Origin of the sequence: Comamonas brasiliensis, assembly GCF_018292285.1 — a bacterium.
Taxonomy (GTDB): Bacteria; Pseudomonadota; Gammaproteobacteria; order Burkholderiales; family Burkholderiaceae_C; genus Comamonas; species Comamonas brasiliensis.
Map to the genome: position 1 here is coordinate 189,253 of NZ_JAANES010000005.1, position 21,684 is coordinate 210,936.

At 62.8% G+C, this 21,684-nt stretch carries 21 protein-coding genes; 15 read left to right on the plus strand and 6 right to left on the minus strand.

Annotated elements, in window-relative coordinates:
* Positions 1-60 precede the first annotated feature (60 nt).
* The 12 genes from DJFAAGMI_RS20005 to DJFAAGMI_RS20060 all read left to right on the plus strand — a co-directional run bounded on the left by DJFAAGMI_RS20005 (position 61) and on the right by DJFAAGMI_RS20060 (position 13,564).
* Positions 61-1,209 (plus strand): ATP phosphoribosyltransferase regulatory subunit, encoded by a 1,149-nt coding sequence (locus tag DJFAAGMI_RS20005; RefSeq protein ID WP_003053335.1) that lies wholly within the window; start codon positions 61-63, stop codon positions 1,207-1,209.
* A gap of 37 nt (positions 1,210-1,246) precedes the next feature.
* Positions 1,247-2,623: an adenylosuccinate synthase gene (locus tag DJFAAGMI_RS20010; protein WP_167008345.1), complete on the plus strand. Its 1,377-nt coding sequence runs from the start codon at positions 1,247-1,249 to the stop codon at positions 2,621-2,623.
* 40 nt (positions 2,624-2,663) lie between these two features.
* The gene (locus DJFAAGMI_RS20015; protein WP_003053337.1) at positions 2,664-3,188 is read left to right on the plus strand and encodes a phosphoribosyltransferase; all 525 of its coding nucleotides are present in this window, start codon (positions 2,664-2,666) and stop codon (positions 3,186-3,188) included.
* Between the two features lie 281 nt (positions 3,189-3,469).
* Positions 3,470-4,651 carry a YncE family protein gene (locus DJFAAGMI_RS20020; RefSeq protein ID WP_211458635.1) on the plus strand — a complete coding sequence of 394 codons (1,182 nt, stop codon included), beginning with the start codon at positions 3,470-3,472 and terminating at the stop codon, positions 4,649-4,651.
* A 71-nt stretch (positions 4,652-4,722) separates the two neighbouring features.
* A complete protein-coding gene (locus DJFAAGMI_RS20025) occupies positions 4,723-5,550 on the plus strand; it encodes a polysaccharide deacetylase family protein (RefSeq protein ID WP_211458637.1) in 828 nt (275 codons plus the stop codon).
* A 21-nt stretch (positions 5,551-5,571) separates the two neighbouring features.
* On the plus strand, positions 5,572-6,552 hold the full coding sequence (locus DJFAAGMI_RS20030) for a sterol desaturase family protein (RefSeq protein ID WP_211458639.1): 981 nt from the start codon (positions 5,572-5,574) through the stop codon (positions 6,550-6,552).
* Positions 6,553-6,566: 14 nt separating this feature from the next.
* Positions 6,567-7,445 (plus strand): EI24 domain-containing protein, encoded by an 879-nt coding sequence (locus DJFAAGMI_RS20035; RefSeq protein ID WP_043008451.1) that lies wholly within the window; start codon positions 6,567-6,569, stop codon positions 7,443-7,445.
* Between the two features lie 321 nt (positions 7,446-7,766).
* Positions 7,767-9,182, plus strand: coding sequence for a type I glutamate--ammonia ligase (glnA, locus tag DJFAAGMI_RS20040; RefSeq protein ID WP_003053345.1), 1,416 nt, complete (start codon positions 7,767-7,769; stop codon positions 9,180-9,182).
* A gap of 179 nt (positions 9,183-9,361) precedes the next feature.
* Positions 9,362-9,874, plus strand: a complete 513-nt coding sequence (locus tag DJFAAGMI_RS20045) for a hypothetical protein (protein WP_148729735.1) — start codon at positions 9,362-9,364, stop codon at positions 9,872-9,874.
* Between the two features lie 36 nt (positions 9,875-9,910).
* Entirely contained in the window at positions 9,911-11,020 is a 1,110-nt protein-coding gene (gene glnL / locus DJFAAGMI_RS20050) for a nitrogen regulation protein NR(II) (protein ID WP_003053347.1), read from the plus strand.
* 46 nt (positions 11,021-11,066) lie between these two features.
* Positions 11,067-12,617: a nitrogen regulation protein NR(I) gene (gene ntrC / locus DJFAAGMI_RS20055; RefSeq protein ID WP_043008447.1), complete on the plus strand. Its 1,551-nt coding sequence runs from the start codon at positions 11,067-11,069 to the stop codon at positions 12,615-12,617.
* A gap of 185 nt (positions 12,618-12,802) precedes the next feature.
* The gene (locus tag DJFAAGMI_RS20060) at positions 12,803-13,564 is read left to right on the plus strand and encodes a hypothetical protein (protein ID WP_249334575.1); all 762 of its coding nucleotides are present in this window, start codon (positions 12,803-12,805) and stop codon (positions 13,562-13,564) included.
* A gap of 11 nt (positions 13,565-13,575) precedes the next feature.
* On the opposite strand, the gene xth is transcribed toward DJFAAGMI_RS20060, so the two are convergent.
* Positions 13,576-14,352 carry an exodeoxyribonuclease III gene (gene xth, locus DJFAAGMI_RS20065; protein ID WP_211458641.1) on the minus strand — a complete coding sequence of 259 codons (777 nt, stop codon included), beginning with the start codon at positions 14,350-14,352 and terminating at the stop codon, positions 13,576-13,578.
* 254 nt (positions 14,353-14,606) lie between these two features.
* Here xth and DJFAAGMI_RS20070 point away from each other — a divergent pair, with 254 nt between their 5' ends.
* Entirely contained in the window at positions 14,607-14,840 is a 234-nt protein-coding gene (locus tag DJFAAGMI_RS20070) for a DUF333 domain-containing protein (RefSeq protein ID WP_249334577.1), read from the plus strand.
* Between the two features lie 107 nt (positions 14,841-14,947).
* Here DJFAAGMI_RS20070 and DJFAAGMI_RS20075 read toward each other — a convergent pair whose 3' ends face one another.
* From DJFAAGMI_RS20075 to DJFAAGMI_RS20085, 3 genes are all read right to left on the minus strand, one after another.
* Entirely contained in the window at positions 14,948-16,030 is a 1,083-nt protein-coding gene (locus DJFAAGMI_RS20075; protein ID WP_003053352.1) for a metallophosphoesterase, read from the minus strand.
* Between the two features lie 166 nt (positions 16,031-16,196).
* Complete coding sequence (locus DJFAAGMI_RS20080; protein WP_211458643.1) at positions 16,197-16,700, minus strand: dihydrofolate reductase; 504 nt, start codon at positions 16,698-16,700, stop codon at positions 16,197-16,199.
* Between the two features lie 123 nt (positions 16,701-16,823).
* A complete protein-coding gene (locus DJFAAGMI_RS20085; protein ID WP_003053357.1) occupies positions 16,824-17,654 on the minus strand; it encodes a thymidylate synthase in 831 nt (276 codons plus the stop codon).
* Between the two features lie 242 nt (positions 17,655-17,896).
* Between DJFAAGMI_RS20085 and DJFAAGMI_RS20090 the strand changes: the two genes are divergently transcribed.
* Positions 17,897-18,496, plus strand: coding sequence for a hypothetical protein (locus DJFAAGMI_RS20090; protein ID WP_211458645.1), 600 nt, complete (start codon positions 17,897-17,899; stop codon positions 18,494-18,496).
* A 69-nt stretch (positions 18,497-18,565) separates the two neighbouring features.
* On the opposite strand, the gene DJFAAGMI_RS20095 is transcribed toward DJFAAGMI_RS20090, so the two are convergent.
* Positions 18,566-19,996 (minus strand): FAD-binding oxidoreductase, encoded by a 1,431-nt coding sequence (locus DJFAAGMI_RS20095; RefSeq protein ID WP_211458647.1) that lies wholly within the window; start codon positions 19,994-19,996, stop codon positions 18,566-18,568.
* A 143-nt stretch (positions 19,997-20,139) separates the two neighbouring features.
* Between DJFAAGMI_RS20095 and DJFAAGMI_RS20100 the strand changes: the two genes are divergently transcribed.
* Positions 20,140-21,093, plus strand: coding sequence for a LysR family transcriptional regulator (locus DJFAAGMI_RS20100; RefSeq protein WP_211458649.1), 954 nt, complete (start codon positions 20,140-20,142; stop codon positions 21,091-21,093).
* Here the strand turns inward: DJFAAGMI_RS20100 and DJFAAGMI_RS20105 are convergent.
* Positions 21,080-21,595 carry a DUF2069 domain-containing protein gene (locus DJFAAGMI_RS20105; RefSeq protein WP_211458651.1) on the minus strand — a complete coding sequence of 172 codons (516 nt, stop codon included), beginning with the start codon at positions 21,593-21,595 and terminating at the stop codon, positions 21,080-21,082. The two genes, DJFAAGMI_RS20100 and DJFAAGMI_RS20105, sit on opposite strands and share 14 nt — an antisense overlap.
* Positions 21,596-21,684 lie beyond the last annotated feature (89 nt).

Consider the following 21,684-nt stretch of genomic DNA (forward strand, 5'->3'; position numbering starts at 1 on the left):
AATTGGGCAGGGCTGGCAAAGCCGGTAGAATCGCATTTTTAACAGCCTCCCCATTTCTCCATGTCTGCTTGGGTCCTGCCGGATCACATTGCCGATGTTTTGCCCTCAGAGGCACGGCACATCGAAGAATTGCGTCGAGGATTGCTCGATACTGCGCGCAGCTATGGCTATGAACTTGTCATGCCACCCATGCTGGAGTATCTGGAGTCCTTGCTGACGGGTACAGGCGAAGCTCTTGCCCTTCAAACCTCCAAACTGATTGACCAGCTCTCCGGTCGCACCATGGGTCTGCGCGCCGACATGACGCAGCAGGTAGCCCGTATCGATGCGCATCTGCTCAATCGCAAGGGCGTGACCCGTCTGTGCTACTGCGGCCCCGTTGTCCATGCACGCCCCGACCGTCCGCGTGCCACGCGTGAGCCGTTCCAGTTCGGTGCCGAACTCTATGGCCACGAAGGCCTGGAAGCCGACCTCGAAGCCCTGCATCTGGCCCTGGACTGCCTCAAGGGCGCGGGCGTCAAGGACGTCATCGTGGATCTGGCCGATGTGCGCATCGTGCGCAGCCTGCTGGCCGGCGTGATGGTGGACGAGCAGGTGCTGCGAGGCGTGCATGCGGCCCTGGCCTCCAAGGACGCAACCGAGCTGGCCCAACTGACCCGCGATTTCCCCGAGGCCTCGCGTGAAGGCCTGATGGCGCTGCTGCAGCTGTACGGCGGCATGGAAGTGCTCGATCAGGCTGAAAAGCTGCTGGATCGCACTGCCGGTGTGCGCAATGTGCTGTCTCATCTGCGCTGGCTGGTGCAGCGACTCGATGGCGTCAAGGTCAGTTTCGACCTGGCCGATCTGCGTGGCTACTCCTACTACAGCGGTACGCGCTTTGCCATCTATGTGCCCGGCGGCAGCGATGCGCTGGTGCGCGGTGGCCGTTACGACGAAGTCGGTGCAGTGTTCGGGCGCAACCGTCCCGCTGCCGGTTTCAGTCTTGATATCAAACAACTGGTGGCTGTCGTGCCCGAGCGTCCGCTCAAGGCTGCCATTCGCGCTCCCTGGGGCGATGACGTGCAAGTGGCTGCCGCCATTGCCGCATTGCGCCAGCAGGGCGAGACGGTGGTCTGCGTGCTGCCAGGGCATGAAAGCGAAGTGGACGAGTTCCACTGCGACCGTGAGCTTGCCAATGTTGGCGGGCAATGGGTCGTGCAAGCCATTTAAGGCATTTGACTAATTCTTCGATTTATCGGATTGGAATATGAATACATCCAAAGGTCGCAATGTGGTCGTCGTCGGCACCCAGTGGGGTGATGAGGGCAAGGGCAAGCTGGTCGACTGGCTGACCGAAAGCGCCAACGGCGTCGTGCGTTTCCAGGGCGGCCACAACGCGGGTCACACACTGGTCATCAACGGCGTGAAGACGGCTCTGCACCTGATTCCCAGCGGCATCATGCGCCCCGGCGTGAAGTGCTACATCGGCAACGGTGTGGTGCTCTCCGTGGGCAAGCTGTTTGAGGAAATCGAAGGCCTGGAGAAGGCCGGCGTGCAGGTGCGTGACCGCCTGCGCGTGTCCGAAGCCTGCCCGCTGATCCTGCCTTTCCACCAGGCTCTGGACGTGGCACGTGAAGCGGCCCGTGAAAAGGGTGGCGTGCAGAAGATCGGCACCACCGGCAAGGGCATTGGCCCTTCCTACGAAGACAAGATCGCCCGCCGCGCCCTGCGCGTGCAGGATCTGAAGCACCCCGAGCGCTTCGCCACCAAGCTGCGCGAGTTGCTGAGCCTGCACAACCACATTCTGGTGAATGTGCTGGGTTCCAAGAACTTCGACTTCGGCGCTGGCCTGGCTCCCTATATGAAGGACGGCGAAGTGCAGTTCGACGCCGTGTACGAAGAAGCCATGCGTCATGCCGAGCTACTCAAGCCCATGATTGCCGATGTCTCGCGCGAGCTCAACGCGGTGCACGCCGAAGGCGGCAACCTTCTGTTCGAAGGCGCGCAAGGCACGCTGCTGGACGTGGATCACGGCACCTACCCCTATGTCACATCGTCCAACTGCGTGGCCGGCAATGCCGCCGCAGGCGCCGGCGTGGGCCCTGGTCTGCTGCACTACATCCTGGGCATCACCAAGGCCTACTGCACCCGTGTGGGCGGCGGTCCTTTCCCTACCGAGCTGGAATGGGAAAAGGAAGGCACTCCCGGCTGGGTCATGTCCACCGTGGGCGCTGAAAAGGGCGTGACTACCGGCCGTTCGCGTCGCTGCGGCTGGTTTGATGCTGCGCTGCTCAAGCGTTCGGCCCAGATTAACGGCCTGTCCGGCCTGTGCATCACCAAGCTGGACGTGCTCGACGGCATCGAAGAGCTGCAACTGTGCGTGGGCTACGAGCTCGACGGCGAGACGATCGACCTGCTGCCTCTGGGTGCGGACGATATCGAGCGCTGCAAGCCGATCTACGAATCCATTCCCGGCTGGACCGACTCCACCGTGGGTGTGACCGAGTACGACAAGCTGCCCGTGAATGCCCGCCGCTATCTGGACCGTATTGCCGAAGTGACCGGTGTGCCCATCGCCATGGTGTCCACCAGCCCCGATCGCGATCACACCATCCTGATGCACAACCCGTACAGCGCCGCCTGATCGGGCTGGGTTTTACTGAACTTTCAAAGGAACTGTGCCCATGCTGACAGAAGACGGTAAGCACCTGTATGTGAGCTACGACGAGTACCACGGTCTCATCGAAAAGCTCGCCATCAAGATCCACCAGTCTGGCTGGGAATTCGACACCATCCTGTGCCTGGCACGCGGTGGTCTGCGTCCCGGCGACATCCTGAGCCGTATTTTCGACAAGCCTCTGGCCATCATGTCCACCAGCTCCTACCGCGCCGAAGCCGGCACGGTGCAGGGCCATCTGGACATCGGTCGTTTCATCGCCACGCCCAAGGGCGATATTTCCGGCCGCGTGCTGCTGGTGGATGATCTGGCGGACTCGGGCGCCACGCTCAAGGCCGTGATCGCCATGCTCAAGACCAACTACGCACCGATTACGGAGCTGCGCAGCGCCGTGATCTGGACCAAGGGCGTGTCGACCTTCGAGCCCGACTACTCGGTGGACTTCCTGGGCACCAACCCCTGGATTCACCAGCCTTTCGAAGGCTATGACACGCTGAATCCTGAAAAGCTGGCGGAGAAGTGGAAGGTCTGAGGACCCGGCACCGATGTTGGCAAAGGAGCCCCGTTTGGGGCTCCTTTTTTTATAGAGCAGTGATGTTCATCAATAGATGAGCGGCATGTGCCTTTATTCCAACGATTTCAGGCTTTTTTAAAGCTGTATCGTAAGAAATACAGGCGCTAACTGCTCCTGTTTTTGAATTGTTGTCATGATGCGGCCTGCGCCGGTCTGGCATGGTTCGCGTGGCATTTCAACAAGCTTTGTAAACCAGAAGGCTTGTGTTGGCAGCGGCTGCATTGGCGCAGCTACACTGCATGGATTCTGAGAAGGTGGTGGTTGTGGGACGTCTTTCTATTGGGCGCACTGGCGCTGCTGTGGCATTGGTCGTGGGCGTGGGTGCCGCGGCATGGTTGGGGGCTTCGGCATTGCCCGGTTTCAAGTCTGCCAAGGCAGCCGCACCGGCTGCTGCTGCCGCTTCGGCGGTCGCTCCAACAGCCGCGCCCGCAGCGCCGCTTGCTAGCAGCGCTGCGCCTGCGTCGCCTGTTGCCGTCAAGCCGGCACAGGCAGCGCGTGCCGTGCAAGGCCCCACGCCCATCTTTGTGCTGAATTCCCTGGATGCATCCATCAGTGTGATCGATCCGATCAGCTGGAAAGAGCAGTCGCGCATTCCCACGGGCAAGGAACCTCATCACCTGTACCTGACTCCGGACGAGAGGTCGCTGGTGGTGGCCAACGCGCTGGGCGATTCGCTGACCCTGGTGGATCCGCGCACAGGTGCCGTGCAGCGCGTGATCCGCGACATCGTGGACCCGTACCATCTGCGCTTTTCGCCCGACATGAAGTGGTTCGTCACGGCAGCCAACCGCCTCAATCACATCGATTTTTACCGCTGGGACGCGGCCACGCAGACGCCGACGCTGGTCAAGCGTGTCTCCACCGGCAAGACGCCCAGCCATCTGTTCATCGACGCGCAGAGCAAGACGCTGTACTCCACCATGCAGGACAGCGATGCCCTGGTGGCCATCGACATCGCCACCCAGACCATCAAGGCTCGCGTGCCCACTGGCCCCATGCCCGCGGACGTCTACGGCAGCCCTGACGGCAAGAAGCTGTTTGTCGGCCTGACCGGCGGCGATGGTGTCGAGGTGTTCGACATCACCGGCGCCGAGCCCCGCAGCCTGGGCCAGATCAAGACGGCTGCCGGCGCACATGCCTTCCGCGCTGCCGGCGACGATCGCCACCTGTACGTGAGCAACCGCGTGGCCAATACCATCAGCAAGATCGATATGGTCAGCAGCCAGGTCGTGGCCAACTACCCGGCACCGGGCGGCCCTGACTGCATGGATGTCTCGGCCGACGGTCGCTACATCTTTGTGGCCTCGCGCTGGGCACGCAAGCTGTCGGTGATCGACACGGTAGAGAAGAAGGTGGTCAATCAGGTCAATGTGGGCAAGTCGCCCCACGGGGTCTGGACGCTGTCCCACGCTGCGCGCTGAAGCGCCTGTTCCGGCCACATCGGAGTGGCCGGGACGCCCGGTTTTCGTGTTGACCACCTCAAGGAGGGTGGATGCAAAGACGTTGTTTCATGCTCGGTTCGCTGGTCGGTGGCCTGTCTGCCGTTCCTGCCTTCGCTGCCGAAGCTTCAAAAAAAATAGCTTCAGGTACATGCTCCAAGGCGGTTTACCTGACTTTTGACACCGGGCACATGGGCATAGCCCAGTGGGTCGCCCAGGTGCTGCAAAAGCACAAGGTTCCCGTCACCTTCTTTGCGGCCAATGAGGCCACGAAAGAGGGGGGCAGCAGTCTGGGCGACTTCTGGGCGCCCTGGTGGAAGGCGCGTGCCGACGAGGGGCACCAGCTCGCGTCCCATACCTTCGACCATATGTACTGGCTGGCCGATATTCGCGACAAGGCCAGCGGGCAGGTCACGCATTTCCGGGTCAGGCCCTCGGCCGGTCCCAGGGCTGGTCAGACCTATGTGGTGTCTGCTGATGAGTATCGGCAGGAGATTGCGCGCTCCGCCCAGCGGCTGGCCCAGATCACGGGCCGCAAGACCTTGCCGCTCTATCGTGCGCCGGGCGGCAAGACGTCGCCGGCGTTGATTGCTGCGGCCCGGCAGGGCGGCTTTCAGCATGTGGGCTGGGCGCCGGCGGGCTTTCTGGGCGACGAGCTGCCCAGCGACAAATATCCGAATGAACGCTTGCTGGCCCAGGCACTCAAAAACATAGGTAGCGGCGATATCTTGCTGGCGCACCTGGGGATCTGGTCGCGTCAGGATCCATGGGCTCCGGCGGTGCTGGAGCCCTTGATTCTGGGTTTGCTGGACAAGGGTTTTTGCTTCCGTACGCTGGCTGAGCACCCTACGTATCAGGGCTGGATCGCGCAGCAGCGCTGAGTGCTGCAAGAGGAGTGAGTCGTGGATTGGTTGGTACAGATGTTTGGAGAGGCGCAGCAACGCTTGTTTGAAGGCGTGGTGCAGCCTTTTCTGTTTCATTTCGGCATGGCGAATCTGCTGGAGGATGGCTATACCGCCACGGGCTGGCTGCTGGTGGGCTTGCTGCAGATTGCCGTCATGGTCGCGGTGATCGTGCCGCTGCAGCGCTGGAGGCCGGCCGAGCCCGTGGTCGACCGCCAGGCGATCCGTGTGGACATCCTCTATACGCTGATTCATCGGCTGGGACTTTTCCGGCTGGCCCTGTTCTTCACGATTGACCCGCTGTGGGATTCGCTCATGGGTCAGCTCCATGTCTGGGGCTTGCCGGGCTTTCACCTTGACGACATCTGGCCGGGCGTGACGGATAACGCCTGGGTCAGCCTGCTGATGTATCTGGTCGTCTTCGATCTGGTCGAGTACTGGATTCATCGCGGCCAGCACGGCTTTACCTGGTGGTGGAAGCTGCATGCCGTGCACCACTCGCAGCGCCAGATGACAGTGTGGAGCGACAACCGCAATCACCTGCTCGACGACGTGATCCATGACGCCATCATCGTGCTGGTGGCGCAGCTGATCGGCGTGGCTCCCGGGCAGTTCGTGGCCATCGTGGCTCTGACCCAGCTCAGCGAGAGCTTTCAGCACGCCAATGTGCGCATCTGGTTTGGCCAGCTGGGCGAGCGCCTGTGGATCAGCCCGCGCTTTCATCGCCGCCATCACGCCATCGGTATCGGCCACGAGCCGATGGCGCCGGTGCGCAACAAAAAGGTCCACGGCAACAACTTCGGCGTGCTCCTGCCCTGGTGGGACATGTTGTTCGGCACGGCCAACTTCGATCTGCGCTACGACCCCACGGGCATTCGCGATCAGGTGCAGGCCAATGCGAAAGGGCAGCTGCGAGACTATGGCCGCGGCTTCTGGGCGCAACAGTGGCTGGCTGTCCTACGACTGATGGGTCGCGCATAAGCCAATCCTTGAGTATGCTTGCCAGCATGAGCTTGCTACTCGACTCTTTTTGGCGTGCCTTGGCGTATTGCCTGCATAAGCGGGTCATTGTCTGGTCACTCTTGCCGCTGTTGGCCATGGCCTTGATGGCCTGGCTTCTGGGCTACTTCTTCTGGGCCGATGCGGTCCTCAAGGTGCAAAGCCTGCTGGATGGGGTGGGCTGGCTGCACTCCCTGTGGCTGTGGCTGCAGGAGCGTGGCGTGGGCTATGCCTCTGAGGTGGTGGCCTCCATGTTTGTGGTGCTGGGGGCCACGCCGGTTCTAGTGGTGCTGGTTTTGCTGCTGGTGGGCCTGTTCATGGCGCCTGTGCTGACGCAGCTGGTGGCCGAGAAGCGCTTTGCCGGGCTGGAGAAAAAGCATGGCGGCTCCACCGTCGCCAGCCTGCTCTGGTCGGGCGGCTCCACGTTGATTGCGCTGCTGGCCCTTTTCGTCACCCTGCCGCTATGGGTGTTTCCGCCGCTGATGCTGGTGGTCGCCCCCTTGATCTGGGGTTGGCTCACCTACAGGGTCATGGCATTTGATGCCTTATCCGAGCATGCCAGCAAGGATGAGCGCCGGGCCCTGTTTGCCCGTCACCGCATGTCGCTCATTCTCATGGGGGTGATCTGTGGCTATCTGGGCGCAGCGCCCGGTGTGGTCTGGATTTCCGGGCTGCTGTTTCTGGCTGCTTTCTGGATTCTGGTGCCCATTGCCATCTGGATCTATGCGCTGGTGTTTGCCTTCTCTGCGCTGTGGTTCGCTCACTTCTGTCTGGCGGCGCTGGAACAGATGAGGGCGCAGACCATGCCGAGTGCTACCGATCCCCAGGTGCCGTTCGCGCCTGGTGCAGACGATGCCGCTTCGGTTGCTCGCTGAGAGCGCTTGCCACCGGGCGAATCGTGCCGCGTGCACCAAAAACAACCCTATTTACGAAATGCACTGTATTAGTGCGTTTATTTTCACCAAGATGGTGCATTTGAGAAATGCGTGCCGGCAGTGAGACAATGCGCGTCGGTTTGGTGCAATTTGCAGATGCGGCTCTGCTAAGTGCTTATGTCTTGTAGCGAGGAGCTTGTTGCAGGAGCCCGATTTCAGTGCACGGATGCTGGGATGAGGTGCTGAAGCAGAGTTGGCACGCAAACTGCTAGATACTATTCATTCTTTATTTGATCAGCCAAAGTTGGCAGGAGAGATCTAATGGCGAAGACCGTTGCAGACGTGATGCAGATGGTGCAGGATAACGAGGTCAAGTTCGTGGACCTGCGCTTTACCGATACCCGCGGCAAGGAACAGCACGTGACCGTGCCCGTGTCGCACTTCGACGAGGACAAGTTCGCCTCGGGCCATGCTTTCGACGGTTCTTCCGTTGCCGGCTGGAAAGGTATCGAAGCCTCGGACATGCAGCTGGTTCCCGATCCAAACACTGCCAACATCGATCCCTTCTTCGAAGAAACCACACTGATTCTGCAGTGCGACGTGATCGAACCCGGTGACGGCAAGGCCTACGACCGCGATCCCCGCTCCATCGCCAAGCGCGCTGAAGCCTATCTGAAGGCTTCCGGCCTGGGCGATACCGCCTACTTCGGTCCCGAACCCGAATTCTTCATCTTCGACGGCGTGCGCTGGGGCACCGAGCCTCACAACCCCTTCTTCGAAATCGAAGAATACGAGGCTCCCTGGAACACCGGCACCAAGTTCGAGAGCGGCAACCGCGGTCACCGTCCTCGCGTCAAGGGTGGCTACTTCCCCGTGCCTCCCGTTGACAGCACCCAGGACATGCGCGCAGAGATGTCGCTGCTGCTGGAAGCCGTCGGCATTCCCGTCGAAGTGTTCCACCACGAAGTGGCCGGCGCCGGTCAGAACGAAATCGGCACGCGCTTTTCGACCCTGGTCGAGCGTGCCGACTGGACACAGCTGCAGAAGTACATCATCTGGAACGTGGCCAACACCTACGGCAAGACGGCAACCTTCATGCCCAAGCCCTATGCTGGCGATAACGGCTCCGGCATGCACGTGCACCAGTCCGTGTGGAAGGATGGCAAGAACCTGTTTGCCGGCGACGGCTATGCCGGTCTGTCCGACTTCGCCCTGTACTACATCGGCGGCATCATCAAGCACGCTCGTGCCCTGAACGCCATCACCAACCCCGGCACCAACAGCTACAAGCGTCTGGTCCCTGGCTTCGAAGCGCCCGTGAAGCTGGCTTACTCGGCCAAGAACCGTTCCGCTTCCATCCGTATTCCTTACGTCAGCAACCCCAAGGCACGTCGCGTGGAAGCCCGCTTCCCCGATCCTCTGATGAACCCCTACCTGGGTTTCGCAGCGCTGCTGATGGCCGGTCTGGACGGCGTGGAAAACAAGATCCATCCCGGCGAAGCCGCGACCAAGGATCTGTACCATCTGCCTCCCGAGGAAGACAAGCTGGTGCCTACCGTCTGCCACAGCCTGGACCAGGCTCTGGAAGCCCTGGACGCCGACCGTGCGTTCCTGACCAAGGGCGGTGTGTTCTCCGACAGCATGCTGGATGCCTACATCGAGCTGAAGATGACCGAAGTGACTCGCTATCGCCAGTCGGTGCATCCTGTCGAATACGATATGTACTTCTCGCTGTAAAGCAGAGGTTCTCAAAGGCGGCGCAAGCCGCCTTTTTTATTGCACGGACGCTGCGCCGGACGTGCCAGCAAAGGAACCAAACAGGTTGGTGGCGGTCAAGTAGTCAATAAAAGCTGCAGGCTTGGAGCGATACTCAGGGTATTGCGGACTTGCGGCCGCCGTCTGCCTGAGAGGACCGAATGAAGAAGTTTTATGTGTTGTCGTTGCTGTGTCTTGCATCCGGGCTGGTTTCTGCCCAGGATGTGATCTACCGCTGCGGCAATGAGTACACCAACAATGTTTCGCAGGCCAAGGCCAAGGGGTGCAAGCCGGTCGATGGCAGTGGCGTGACGGTGATTCACGGCACCCGTCCCTCGGGCGGCAATGCTGCGGCGGCGCCGGCCAATCCCAAGCCGGCAGGCAGCTCTGCATCGAGCCAGGCGGCCCCTGCCCGCGCCGACAGTGCCGCGCAGAAGGCGCGCGACTCCGATGCCCGCGCGATCTTGCAAGGCGAGCTGAACAAGGCCCAGGCCAGACTGGCCGAGCTCAAGGCGGAGTACAACGATGGCAATCCCGTGCGTACTGCGCTGGAGCTGCGCAATCCTCAGGGCTACCCGGAGCGGGTGGCCAAGCTCAAGGCCGATATCACCCGCCAGGAAAGTGATATCGCAGGCATCAAGCGAGAGCTGGACCGGCTGCCTGCGGTCAACTAATCCGCCCCCTGGGGCTGGTCATTTTTGGTCAATCGCATGAGTTCCACTGCAGCCCCGATTCCCGATATCTCCACGCCTGATCCGGATCAGGCCAATGGTCATGGCTACCAGTCGCTGGACTGGCTTTGCACCTTGATTGCCGTGCTTGACGAGTACGGCATGGTGCGCTTCGTCAACGCGGCGCTGGAAAATGCCCTGGGCCAGTCCCGCCGCATCATGGTCGGCAGTGACTTCGCCACCTGCTTTGCCGAGCCAGCCCTGCTGGACAAGGCACTCAGCGGAGCCCGTTCCAACGACTTTGCTGCACTGCGCTTCGAGGCCAGCCTGCTACGCCTGGGACAGGAGCCGCTGCCGATTCACGCTGCCGTCTCGCTGGCCGAGAAGGCCGGCCATGTCATGGTGGAGATGTGGCCGCTGGAACAGCAGGCCCGCCAGGATCGCGAGGAGCGCATCCGCGAACAGGCCCAGGCAAACAAGGAGCTGATTCGCAATCTGGCCCACGAGATCAAGAATCCGCTGGGCGGCATTCGCGGTGCAGCCCAGCTGCTGCAGATGGATCTGGTCATGCCCGAGCTGCTGGAGTACACCACGGTCATCATTCATGAGGCCGATCGCCTGCAGGCACTGGTGGACAGGCTGCTGGCCCCGCATCGCCACCCCCACGAGGTCGGCGACGTCAACATCCACGAGGTCTGCGAGCGCGTGCGTTCACTGGTGCTGGTCGAACATCCCCAGGGACTCAGGATCACGCGTGACTATGACATCTCCATTCCGGAATTCAGAGGCGATAGCGCGCAGTTGATCCAGGCCCTGCTCAACATCGTTCAGAACGCGGCCCAGGCGCTGGGGCGGCGCATTGCAGAAGGCGATGCCGAGATCATCCTGAGGACGCGTGTGGCCAGGCAGGTCACTTTGGGGCGTGAGCGCTACAGATTGGCACTGGAATTGCATGTAATCGACAACGGGTCAGGTGTGCCGGATGCCATCAAGGAGCGAATTTTCTATCCTTTGGTCTCGGGCCGAGATGGCGGATCCGGCCTGGGGCTGACGCTGGCTCAGACCTTTGTACAGCGTCACCATGGCTTGATCGAATGCGAGAGCCAGCCGGGGAGGACGGATTTCCGGATCCTGATTCCGCTGCCATAAAGCCTGACATTATCAATATGCAGAAGAAGGGAAGGATGTTGCACGAATGAAGCCAATCTGGATTGTGGACGACGACCCTTCCATCCGCTTTGTGCTTGAAAAGGCACTGGGGCGCGAAGGCTGGCCCATTCGCAGCTTTACCCAGCCGCGCGATGTGCTCAAGGCCCTGGCTGATGTGGACAACAGCGATCCCGAGCGTCAGGCTCCTCAGGTGCTGGTCAGCGATATCCGCATGCCCGGCGGTTCGGGCCTTGAGCTGCTGGAGCAGGTCAGGGCGCAGCAGCCCGGCCTGCCGATGATCATCATGACCGCCTATTCCGATCTGGACAGCGCGGTCTCGGCCTTCCAGCGCGGAGCCTTCGAGTATCTGCCCAAGCCCTTCGACGTACCCAAGGCGGTGGAGCTGATCCGGCGCGCCGTGGAGGAGAGCCAGCGCGAGGAGGTGGCCGATATCCAGGCGCCGGTGCAGGCGGAAATGCTGGGCCAGGCGCCCGCCATGCAGGATGTGTTCCGTGCCATCGGCAGACTCAGCCAGAGCCATGTCACGGTGCTGATCACCGGAGAGTCCGGTGCCGGCAAGGAGCTGGTGGCACGGGCGCTGCACAAGCATTCTCCCGTTGCCGGCGGACCGTTCGTGGCCATCAATACCGCGGCCATTCCGAAAGACCTGCTGGAGTCCGAACTGTTCGGTCACGAGCGCGGTGCCTTTACCGGCGCGCAGACCCAGCGCCGGGGGCGTTTCGAGCAGGCCGAGGGCGGTACGCTGTTTCTCGATGAAATCGGCGACATGCCGTTCGAGCTGCAGACGCGTCTGCTGCGCGTGCTCTCCGACGGCCACTTCTACAGGGTGGGCGGACACCAGGCCGTCAAGGCCCATGTCCGCGTGATTGCCGCGACCCACCAGGATCTGGAGCTGCGCGTCAAGGATGGCGCTTTCCGCGAGGACTTGTTCCACCGTCTGAATGTGATACGTCTGCGCCTGCCCGCGCTGCGCGAGCGCAAGGAGGACGTGCCCATGCTGACCCAGCATTTTCTGCAGCAAAGCGCACGCCAGCTGGGGGTGGAGCCCAAGCGTATGAGCACGGCCGCCATGAGCCGCCTGCAGGCCTTCAACTTCCCCGGCAATGTGCGCCAGCTGGAGAACATCTGCCATTGGCTGACTGTCATGGCGCCGGCCCAGCAGATCGCCCTCAAGGACTTACCGCCAGAAGTGCTGGGCAGTGCGGCGCCGGGCAGTGCCGCGATCTTTGCCGGCGCCCTGAGCACCGGCGTGGGCCTGGAGCCGTCCAAGACCAGTCCGCCCGAGCCGGTTGCGCTGTCCTCGCTCGGTGCTGCGGCGCTGTCTGTGCCCGAGGCCGCAGCGCCTTCCGAAGGCTGGTTGCAGGGGCTGGGCAAGCAGGCCGAGGAGCTGCTGTCGCAAGGCCATCATGACGTCTGGGATCAGCTGTCCCACCAGTTCGAGGCACAGCTGCTGCGAACGGCCCTGGCCGCCACGCATGGCAGGCGCGTGGAAGCGGCCAGCCGGCTCGGGATCGGCCGTAACACCATCACGCGCAAGCTGCAGGAGCTGGGGCTGGAGAACGAAAACTTCGACTGAAACGCTGTAGTGTCCACTCGCTTTCGGCGTGGGTTTTATTCGTCCTACATGGTGCAATCACGGTTGACGACATGGAGCAGATGACGCAGGGGTAAAAATCAACAGGCTTTTTGTTGATTGGACTGTTTGCGTTGTCTGCCTTGCCCTTATCCATCTCTTTCCCGCCTGAGCCGGGGTCGAACGCCTTGTCGCCCTTGCTGCAGATGCCGGAGGCCGAAGAGGCCTTCTGGCACGAGCGCTACATGTACGAGCCTTACTTTGTACCCGGGCGTGGCTTCGATCAGTACTATCCAGCCTATCTGCTGGGCTGGCAGGCTGGCTGCTATCGGCCTCGGCAGGCGGCCAGGAGCTTTGAGTCCCTGGAGCCGGAGCTGCGCCAGCATTGGTCGGAACATTGCGGGGGCAGTCTGCTGGACTGGTCTCAGGTCAGGGCAGCCGTCAAGGCGGCATGGCGCCGGGCGATCGCTCCCCCTTTGACCAAGCCTGTCGCGGAGGCCGTGCTGGGCCAGAGGGCGCAGAGCAGCCTGGCCCTGGTGCTGCAGGCAGGACAGCGCTTTGCACAGAGCTCCAGGCAGTTTCTGACGACTGCGGACTCCAGCATGGCGGTCGATGCGCTGCGCCGCTTTTCGCAGGACTCGCACAAGCTGGTCTCCGAGCTGGCGGAGCTGCTCGGCGGCGCTGCCGTGGAAGCGCCACCCGAGGCCGCGGATGACGGCGACAGCGGGCTGCTCGAGCGAGTACGCAAGACCTGGCTTGACTATCTGGGCGTGACGGTGGGCGAGACCTGGCTGGATGTGTTGCGGCGCCTGCAGACCTGGCTGGAATGCGCCGAGCGCTCGGCGCAGCTGGACTTGCCGGCCAAGGCCGCCAAGCTGCTCAAGCGGCATGTGATGCTGCTGCGCGGTCAGGTACAGGCCTTGCAGTGGCTCAGCCACGGCACGGCCTGAGCCGTGCGGCTTCAGTCCAGTGTGACGATCACGGGCGCGTGGTCGCTGGGCTGCTTGTTCTTGCGCGGAGTGCGGTCCACGCTGCAGGCGCTGACCTTGCTCCTGAGCGCTTCGCTGACCAGAATGTGGTCGATGCGCAGGCCGCGATTCTTCTGAAAGCCCAGCATGCGGTAATCCCACCAGGAGTAGCTTTTTTCCGGCTGCTGGAACATGCGGAAGGCATCGCTCAAGCCCAGCTGCAGCAGGCGCTGGAAATGGTCACGCTCTTGCACCGTATGGTGGATCGTGTCCTTGAGGCCGACGGGGTCGTAGGAGTCGCGATCTTCGGGGGCCACGTTGAAGTCTCCCACCAGCACCAGACGCGGATGCAAGGCCATCTGTTCCTTGACCCAGTCTTGCAGGGCCTGCAGCCAGCGCATCTTGTAGGCAAATTTTTCCGATCCGGGCTCCTGGCCGTTGACGAAGTAGCCGTTGATGAGGCGAACCTCGCCGGCTGGCGAGTCAATCGTTGTGGCAATGATGCGTGCCTGCTCGTCATCAAGCCCCGGGATGTTGCGCACCACATCACGGCCCGTTTCGCGCGTGATCCAGGCCACGCCGTTATAGGTCTTCTGTCCATGGCTGACGGCCTTGTAGCCGGCTTCCTCGAAAGCCATGTGCGGGAACTTGTCGTCGGTGAGCTTGAGCTCCTGCAGTCCCAGTGCATCGACAGGGTTGGCGGCAAGCCATTCCAGTACCTGCGGCAGTCGCACGGACAAAGAGTTCACATTCCAGGTGGCGATTTTCATCTTCTTCAACTTTCCTTATTGCATGCGGGTTCCAGGGGGGCTACCTGTAAAAAGGCCTCCAGCTACCAGTCTGGCTACCCAAACAGAGCCCCTGGCGGGCATCTTTCTCGCAGTGACTGACAGCATAGCAAGCCTGGCCATCTCTGAAACCGGCAAGGCTGTCCACCGTATCCCACGGGTGGCGACTTCGGTCTTTGCAGGCCTGAAGTCCAATGGGCCTGTGCCGGCGTGCGGGGCTTTGCTACATTGGCCCCATGAAACATGTTTCAAGCTTGGCCGGGATGGTGATCGTCGTTGCGGCAGTCAGCGGCTGCGCGCAATCTGTTTCCATCAATTTTGGCAATCCTTCGCAAGCCAATTGCAAAAAACAGGGCGGGGTGCTGCACACGGAAAAAGGCGCCGTCGCCGATAAGAACACCTGTGTGCTGCCCGACGGATCGGCCTTTGAGGAGTGGGTGCAGCATGGGCGGCAGCCGCCCGCCAAATAGCCAGGGAGATTGGCCTCGGGCCTCAGGCATCGCGCCCTTCATACGCAGACTGACAGCAGGCTGGGGGCGGAGTCGCCTGGCCAGCGTGGCCGATGTGGCGGGTAGCCTCAGTCCCGCAGCACCACGGCCTGCTCGAAATTCTCCGATGCGGCCTGGGTGCCGTCGTCAAAGACCAGCACGCGCTCGGGCCAGCGCATGGCGGCAAGCTTGCTGCGCTGCACGGGGTTGTCGCCGCGCAGGCGGTCCAGCCAGCGGGCACCCACCGAGTAGTCCACGCAGAACACATTGCCGCGCAGACCGTGCCAGGACAGCGGGGGCGTGCCGCCGAACAGGTTTTCAAACTGCGAGCCGTGCGCGGGTGCATCGGCCGGGCGCAGGCGGCGCCAGTAGTGGCCGACGATGACGGCAGGCGCTTCCTCATATTCATTCCACCAGCCCACGCGCTCGACAAAGCGCCATTTGCCACCCGCATAGAAGGGATTGCGGCATTCGCGTTCCACGCCGGCCGTCAGCACTTTCAGAGGGTTGACCATGGCCTTGTTGAGTTCGTTCTCGCTGTGGGCGGGTAGAAACGGCGGCTCGTGGCGATAGTCTTCCAGGCTGTAGGGCCAGCTCAGCGCTTCCTGACGCATGCGCTCGGCCACGCATTGGGCGATGGCCTGCTCGTCGGCAATCGTCTCGAAGTGGTCATAGGCGGCGCGTGCGCTGCCGCTGGGCAGCTGGCGAATCATGGCAATCTGCTCGGGCCGCCAGGCCGCATGAACAATGCGCAGATCCTCGCGCTCCAGCGCGATCGGCAACTGGCCGAGCTGCTCGAGCATGGCGGGAGTCTGCTCGGCCGGCATGCGCGCAAAAGGCGCGTACTTGGGCTGATCGGAGTCGATACGGCTGTCGAAGAACCAGCCCGATCCGTCCTTGGCATCTTCGCGCAGCAGATTGATTTCGTGGTTGCCCAGCACCGCATGGGCCGTGCCCGAGGCCAGCATGGCGCCGACCAGCGCGAGCACCGAAGGGCTGTCCGGCCCGCGGTCGCAGAAGTCGCCGACAAACACCAGCCGCCGTCCTTCGGGGTGGTTGCCCTGGAGGTCGTAGCCCAGGTGGCCCAGCAATTGCACCAGCGCGGCGTATTCGCCGTGGATATCACCAACGATATCGAGGGCGCCAGGAGGCAGGGGCTGGACTAGGCTCATGATGAAGGGCGATAGCTTGCGGGGTTGGAGGGCTCAGGCTGCAGCAGGCTGCCTTGCCATTGTCATACGACAGTCATGCAGTGAAGCTGACAATTGTTGCAACGCAGCACCGCGAGGGCAAGAGAGTTTTGTCTCGTGCCGGACTGCAGGACGGCCGGAGCAAGCGTCAGCCCCGGCGCTCGAAGCGCACAAAACAGTAGGGCAGCCCATTGGCGGAGACATGCTCGCTGCGGCTCACGGCCTGCCACTGCTCGCCCAGTTCGGGGGCAAAGGCATCGCCTTCGAAGTCGCGGCCGATTTCGGTCACTTCCACGGCATCGGCCAGCGGCAGGGCCTGGGCATAGATCTGCGCGCCGCCGATGACCCAGACATCTTGCGAGAGCTTGCGGCCCAGCTCCAGCGCTTCGGGCAGGCTGGCGGCGCGCAGGACTTGGTCCGATGCCGGCTCGGCTTGCCAGTCGGCCTGGCGGGTGACGACGACATTGCTGCGGCCCGGCAGCGGACGGAAGCGCGCAGGCAGCGAGTCCCAGGTCTTGCGGCCCATGATGACGGCGCAGCCCCGGGTCAGCTCCTTGAAATGCACCATGTCCTCGGGCAGGTGCCAGGGCATGGTGTTGTCCTTGCCGATGACGCCGTTGGCTGCGCGGGCATAGATGAGTTGAATGGCCATAGCTATCAATAAAGAAGCTGCTAACGCTTGTCAGTTATGGATTTCAGGTGAGAAAGTACCTGAAATCGTTTTGAATCAAGCGATAGCAGCTTTGATTTTTATAGTGATTCGAAGCGCGGCAGCTTAGACCGCCACGGGCGCCTTGATGCCGGCATGGTGCTGGTAGTCCAGCACTTCGAAGTCTTCGTATTCGTAGCCGAAGATGGAGTCGGGCTTGCGCTTGATGTTCAGCGTCGGATAGGCGAAAGGCTGTCGCGACAGCTGGGTCTGCACCTGCTCGAAGTGGTTGTTGTAGATGTGGCAGTCGCCGCCGGTCCAGATGAAGTCGCCCACTTCCAGACCGCATTGCTGGGCCAGCATATGGGTCAGCAGCGCGTAGCTGGCGATGTTGAAGGGCACGCCCAGGAAGATGTCTGCGCTGCGCTGGTAGAGCTGGCAGCTGAGCTTGCCGTCGGCCACATAGAACTGGAAGAAGGAATGGCAGGGCATGAGGGCCATCTGGTCCAGCTCGGCCACGTTCCAGGCGCTGACGATGATGCGGCGGCTGTCGGGATTGCTCTGGAGCTGCTTGACGACTTCGGCAATCTGGTCGACATGCGTGCCGTCGGCCTTGGGCCAGCTGCGCCATTGCACGCCGTAGACCGGGCCCAGGTCGCCGGTTTGCTTGTCGGCCCATTCGTCCCAGATGGTGCAGCCGCGCTCCTGCAGCCATTTCACATTGCTGTCGCCGCGCAGAAACCACAGCAGCTCCAGAATGATGGACTTCAGGTGCACCTTCTTGGTGGTGACCAGGGGGAAGCCTTCATTGAGGTTGAAGCGCATCTGGTAGCCGAACACGCTGCGCGTGCCCGTGCCCGTGCGGTCGGTCTTGGATGCGCCGTGCTCGTACACATGGCGCATGAAGGTTTCGTACTGGCAGCGCACGGGGCGCAGGGTGCAGGTGGTGGAGTTCATGGTGCAAAAAGCGGTCAAAGACTTGCAAAGACTGGCTGTGCCGTCAGCGTACACAAGGTGTCGCTGCTCTTGAAGAGGGTGGGCCCGCAGGGCCGCGATAGCCCGAGTGTGCCACGTGCGCGAGCGTGCCGGATTGGTGGTTGGCAATGACCCGGCCCGAGGCCCTGTCTGTCCCAAAGCCGCTGCCGCTGGCTTCACAATGTCATGCAAGACCACCGAGCTGAAACAAGGAGAGCGAGTTTATGTCACGCAAATTTGTGAGCACTGCGGCTTTTGCGCTGGCGGCTGCGGCCCTGCTGGTCGCCTGCGACAAGACCAAGGCCCCATCTCCCAGCACCACTGCTGCGGCCGCGGCCGCCCCGCCCGATGCCTTGGCACAGACCCAGGAGCCCGCCGCGACGGCACAGATCGAGGAGGCGGCCGCGAGCTCCCTGCAGGAAGTGCGCGCCCCGCATGTGGTCAAGGAGGGCGAGAAGAGCCTGGACAGCCTCAAGCCACTGCAGGGCAAGTACCGCTGGGACGGCGTGGACTATGTGCAGGACGGCGTGCTGGCCGAGCGGCTGAAGACGCTGATGGGCCATCAGTACGACACGCTGCTCAAGAACCTGCAAACGCTGGGTCCGCTGGAGCCTTCCGCAGGCCTGCTGTACGTGATGGGCAACCGCCAGCATCAGGGCGGCGAGGAAATGGCTGCCGTGGTGATAGACCCGGTGCGCAACGGCCTGCGCGTCTGGCTGCTCAGCGAGGGCAAGCAGACCGTGTTCACCGATGTGGATGGTGCAGACATTCCCTGGCCCAGTGCGGTGCAGAGCATGCTGCGCAACATCGTGGCCACCCACTGAAGCCCTGGCTGCGGCCAGAAAAAAGCCCTGCCGGTCATGGCAGGGCTTTTTTTATCGATGGCGGCGGGATCAGCCGCGCGTCAGCACCACGCCGGGGTTCATGATGCCCTGTGGGTCCAGTGCCTGCTTGATGGCGCGCATCAGCTGCAGTGCAACGGGAGACTGGTATTTTTCGAGCTTGTCCGTCTTGAGCGCACCCACGCCATGTTCGGCCGAGAACGAGCCGCCGAAGGCATCCACGGCCTCGTAGACCAGGTGGTTGACCAGGGCCTCCTTGTCGCGCAGAAAGGCCTTGCCGTCTTCGCCTTCGGGCACCTGCACGTTGTAGTGCAGATTGCCGTCGCCCAGATGGCCGAAGTTGACCAGCCGCACGCCGGGAATCTCGCGCTTGAGCACGGCGTCGGCATGCTCGACAAAGGCGGGAATGCGCGAGGCGGCGACCGAGATATCGTGCTTGATGTTCAGGCCTTCCTCGGCCTGGGCCAGGGGAATGCTCTCGCGGATATGCCACAGGTCATGGGCCTGGGTCAGGTTCTCCGCCACCACGGCGTTGACCACGCAGCCGTCTTCAAAAGCCAGCTCCAGCAGGTGCTCGAAGCGCAGGCGTGCATGCTGCTCGGACTCGCTGTCGCTGTTCTCCAGCAGCACGCAGTAGGGGGCTTCGTCGCCCATGTCGGCAAATGGCACGCGCAGCTGCGGCATGTGCTTGACGACCAGGCTCAGCGCAAACTGGCCCATGACTTCAAAGCCTGTCAGTCCCGCGCCCAGATGCTGGTGCGCCAGGCCCAGCAGGCGCACGGCGGCCTCCATGGAGGGTACGGCGGCAAAGGCGGTGAGCTGGGCGGCCGGCTGCGGGAACAGCTTCATGGTGGCGGCGGTGATGATGCCCAGCGTGCCTTCGCTGCCGATGAACAGATCGCGCAGGTCATAGCCGGTGTTGTCCTTGCGCAGGCCCTTGAGGCCGTCCCAGATTTCGCCCTGGGGCGTCACCACTTCCAGGCCCAGGCACAGGTCGCGGGTATTGCCATAGCGCACCACCTGCGTGCCGCCGGCGTTGGTGCCCAGGTTGCCGCCAATCGTGCAGCTGCCTTCGGCGGCCAGCGACAGCGGGAACAGCAGGCCCTGCTGGTCAGCCAGATCCTGCAGGTTCTGCAAAATGCAGCCGGCTTCGACGGTGAAGGTCAGATTGTCCTTGTCGATATGGCGCACGGCGTTCAGGCGCGTCAGGCTGAGCACGACCTGCTGGCCGCTGTCGTCGGGGGTGGAGCCTACGGAAAGCCCGGTATTGCCGCCCTGGGGCACGATCTGCACGCCGGCTGCAGCGCAGGCCTTGACCACGCCGGCCACCTCGGCCGCGTTGCCGGGGCGCACCACGGCCAGGGACTTGCCGTGTACGCGCTTGCGCCAGTCCTGCTCGTAGGCGGTCAGATCGCCGTCTGTCAGCACATGGGTGGCGCCCACAATCTGGCGCAGGGATTCAAGCAAAGCGGTGGAGGTCATGGCAAGCAGGCCGCAGCATGGGCGGCAGAGAGGGAAAACAGACGGAAATCCTAAGCCAGGCACAGGGGCACAGCCGGAAAACCATGAAGCCGCAAGCGTAGAGCATGGCAGACTACGGGGCAATCGAAATAAATTGCTTGGTTATGCCGGTTTTTCCGAACAATATCAGCCTGCGCCAGCTGCGCGCCTTTGACGAGGTGGCGCGCCAGGGCGCGTTTGCCCCGGCAGCCCGCGAGCTGTGCCTGACGCAGTCGGCCCTGTCCGAATCCATCCGGCAGCTGGAAGAGGCCCTGGGCCTGCGGCTGTTTGACCGCACAACGCGCACCGTGGGGCTGACGGCCGCCGGTCAGGCCTTCTTGCTCGATGTGCGCCAGGCTTTCGACATGCTGGAGCAGGGCTTTCAGAACCTGGGCGATCTGGCCGCGCTGCGCCGCGGCAAGGTGCGCATTGCTGCCGCTCCGTCGGTGCTGTCGGTGTTGCTGCTGCCGGTGCTGCCGGCCTTGCGGGCCCGGCATCCGGGCATCGAGGTCGATCTGATCGAGGACAGCGCCGAAGGCATCGCCCAGCGTGTGCAGGCCGGCAGCGTGGATTTCGGCGTGGGCGCGGCGCACCCGGCCGGTGGCGATCTGCTGACCCAGCCGTTGATCAGCGATGCCATGGGGCTGGTGGCCAGGCTCGATGAACCTCTGCTGCAGGCGGGGCGGCTGACGGCGGCCGATCTGGCCCAGCTGCCCCATCTGGCTTTTGTGGGCCTGACCACCGACACCGCCATCAGCCAGCTGCTGGCTTCGGCACCGGGCATGCCGCAGAACCTGCTGCAGACACCACTGCGCCTGTCCAATCCGCAATTGCTGTTCGAGGCCGTGAGCCTGGGTCTGGGGGTCAGCATTGTTCCGGCGCTGACGGCGCGTCACCCTTCGCTGGGCCTGCAGGGCAATCTGGGCTTTCGCCTGCTGGACGAGCCGCGCATCCTGCGCCGTACGCTGCTGATTCAGCGCCCGCGCCGTGCGCTGTCGCCGGCCGCGCAGTTGCTGTTCGATGCGCTGGCGGCGCAGGTGCAGACGCTGGCGCAGTTCGAAGGCATCACGCCTGATTGAGCCGGGCCGCCCTGGCGGCACGCTGGCGCAGGCGTACATGGGCTGCGCAGGCGATGAAGAGCAGCACGCACAGCGCCACCTCTCCCAGCGCCAGCCAGCGACTGGGCGCGGCATCGCTCCAGGCCCGCACCACGCCCTCGGTGAAGTAGAGCCACACCAGCAGGCTGAGCCAGCGGTAGGTGTACATGCGGCGCTTGAGCAGGCCGATCACGGCAAAGGCCAGTGGCAGGGCCTTGAGAAACAGCCAGGTGCCGCCTTCGCGCAGCGGGGCCAGCCACAGCTCCCAGGCCACGCACAGCAGCATCAGTGCCAGCAGGCTGCCCACGGCCAACCAGCGCGTGGCGGCCACGTCGGAGCCTGGCTGCTGGATTGGTGAAGAAGTGTTTTCGGCGGCTTGGGGCGAGAGGGCGTCGGTCATAGCAGTGGCATCATATCGGTCATGCCAGCCCTGTTTGAATCCGGTCGTTTTGTTTTGCGTTCTGCGCTTGATGTTGCGCAGCACCCGTCCTCCTTTTGCGTTCGAGAAGGAGTGCCGTCATGAAGAAAAACGAGCGTGCCGGCTTCTGGGCCGCGCTGGAAGGCAAGACGCAG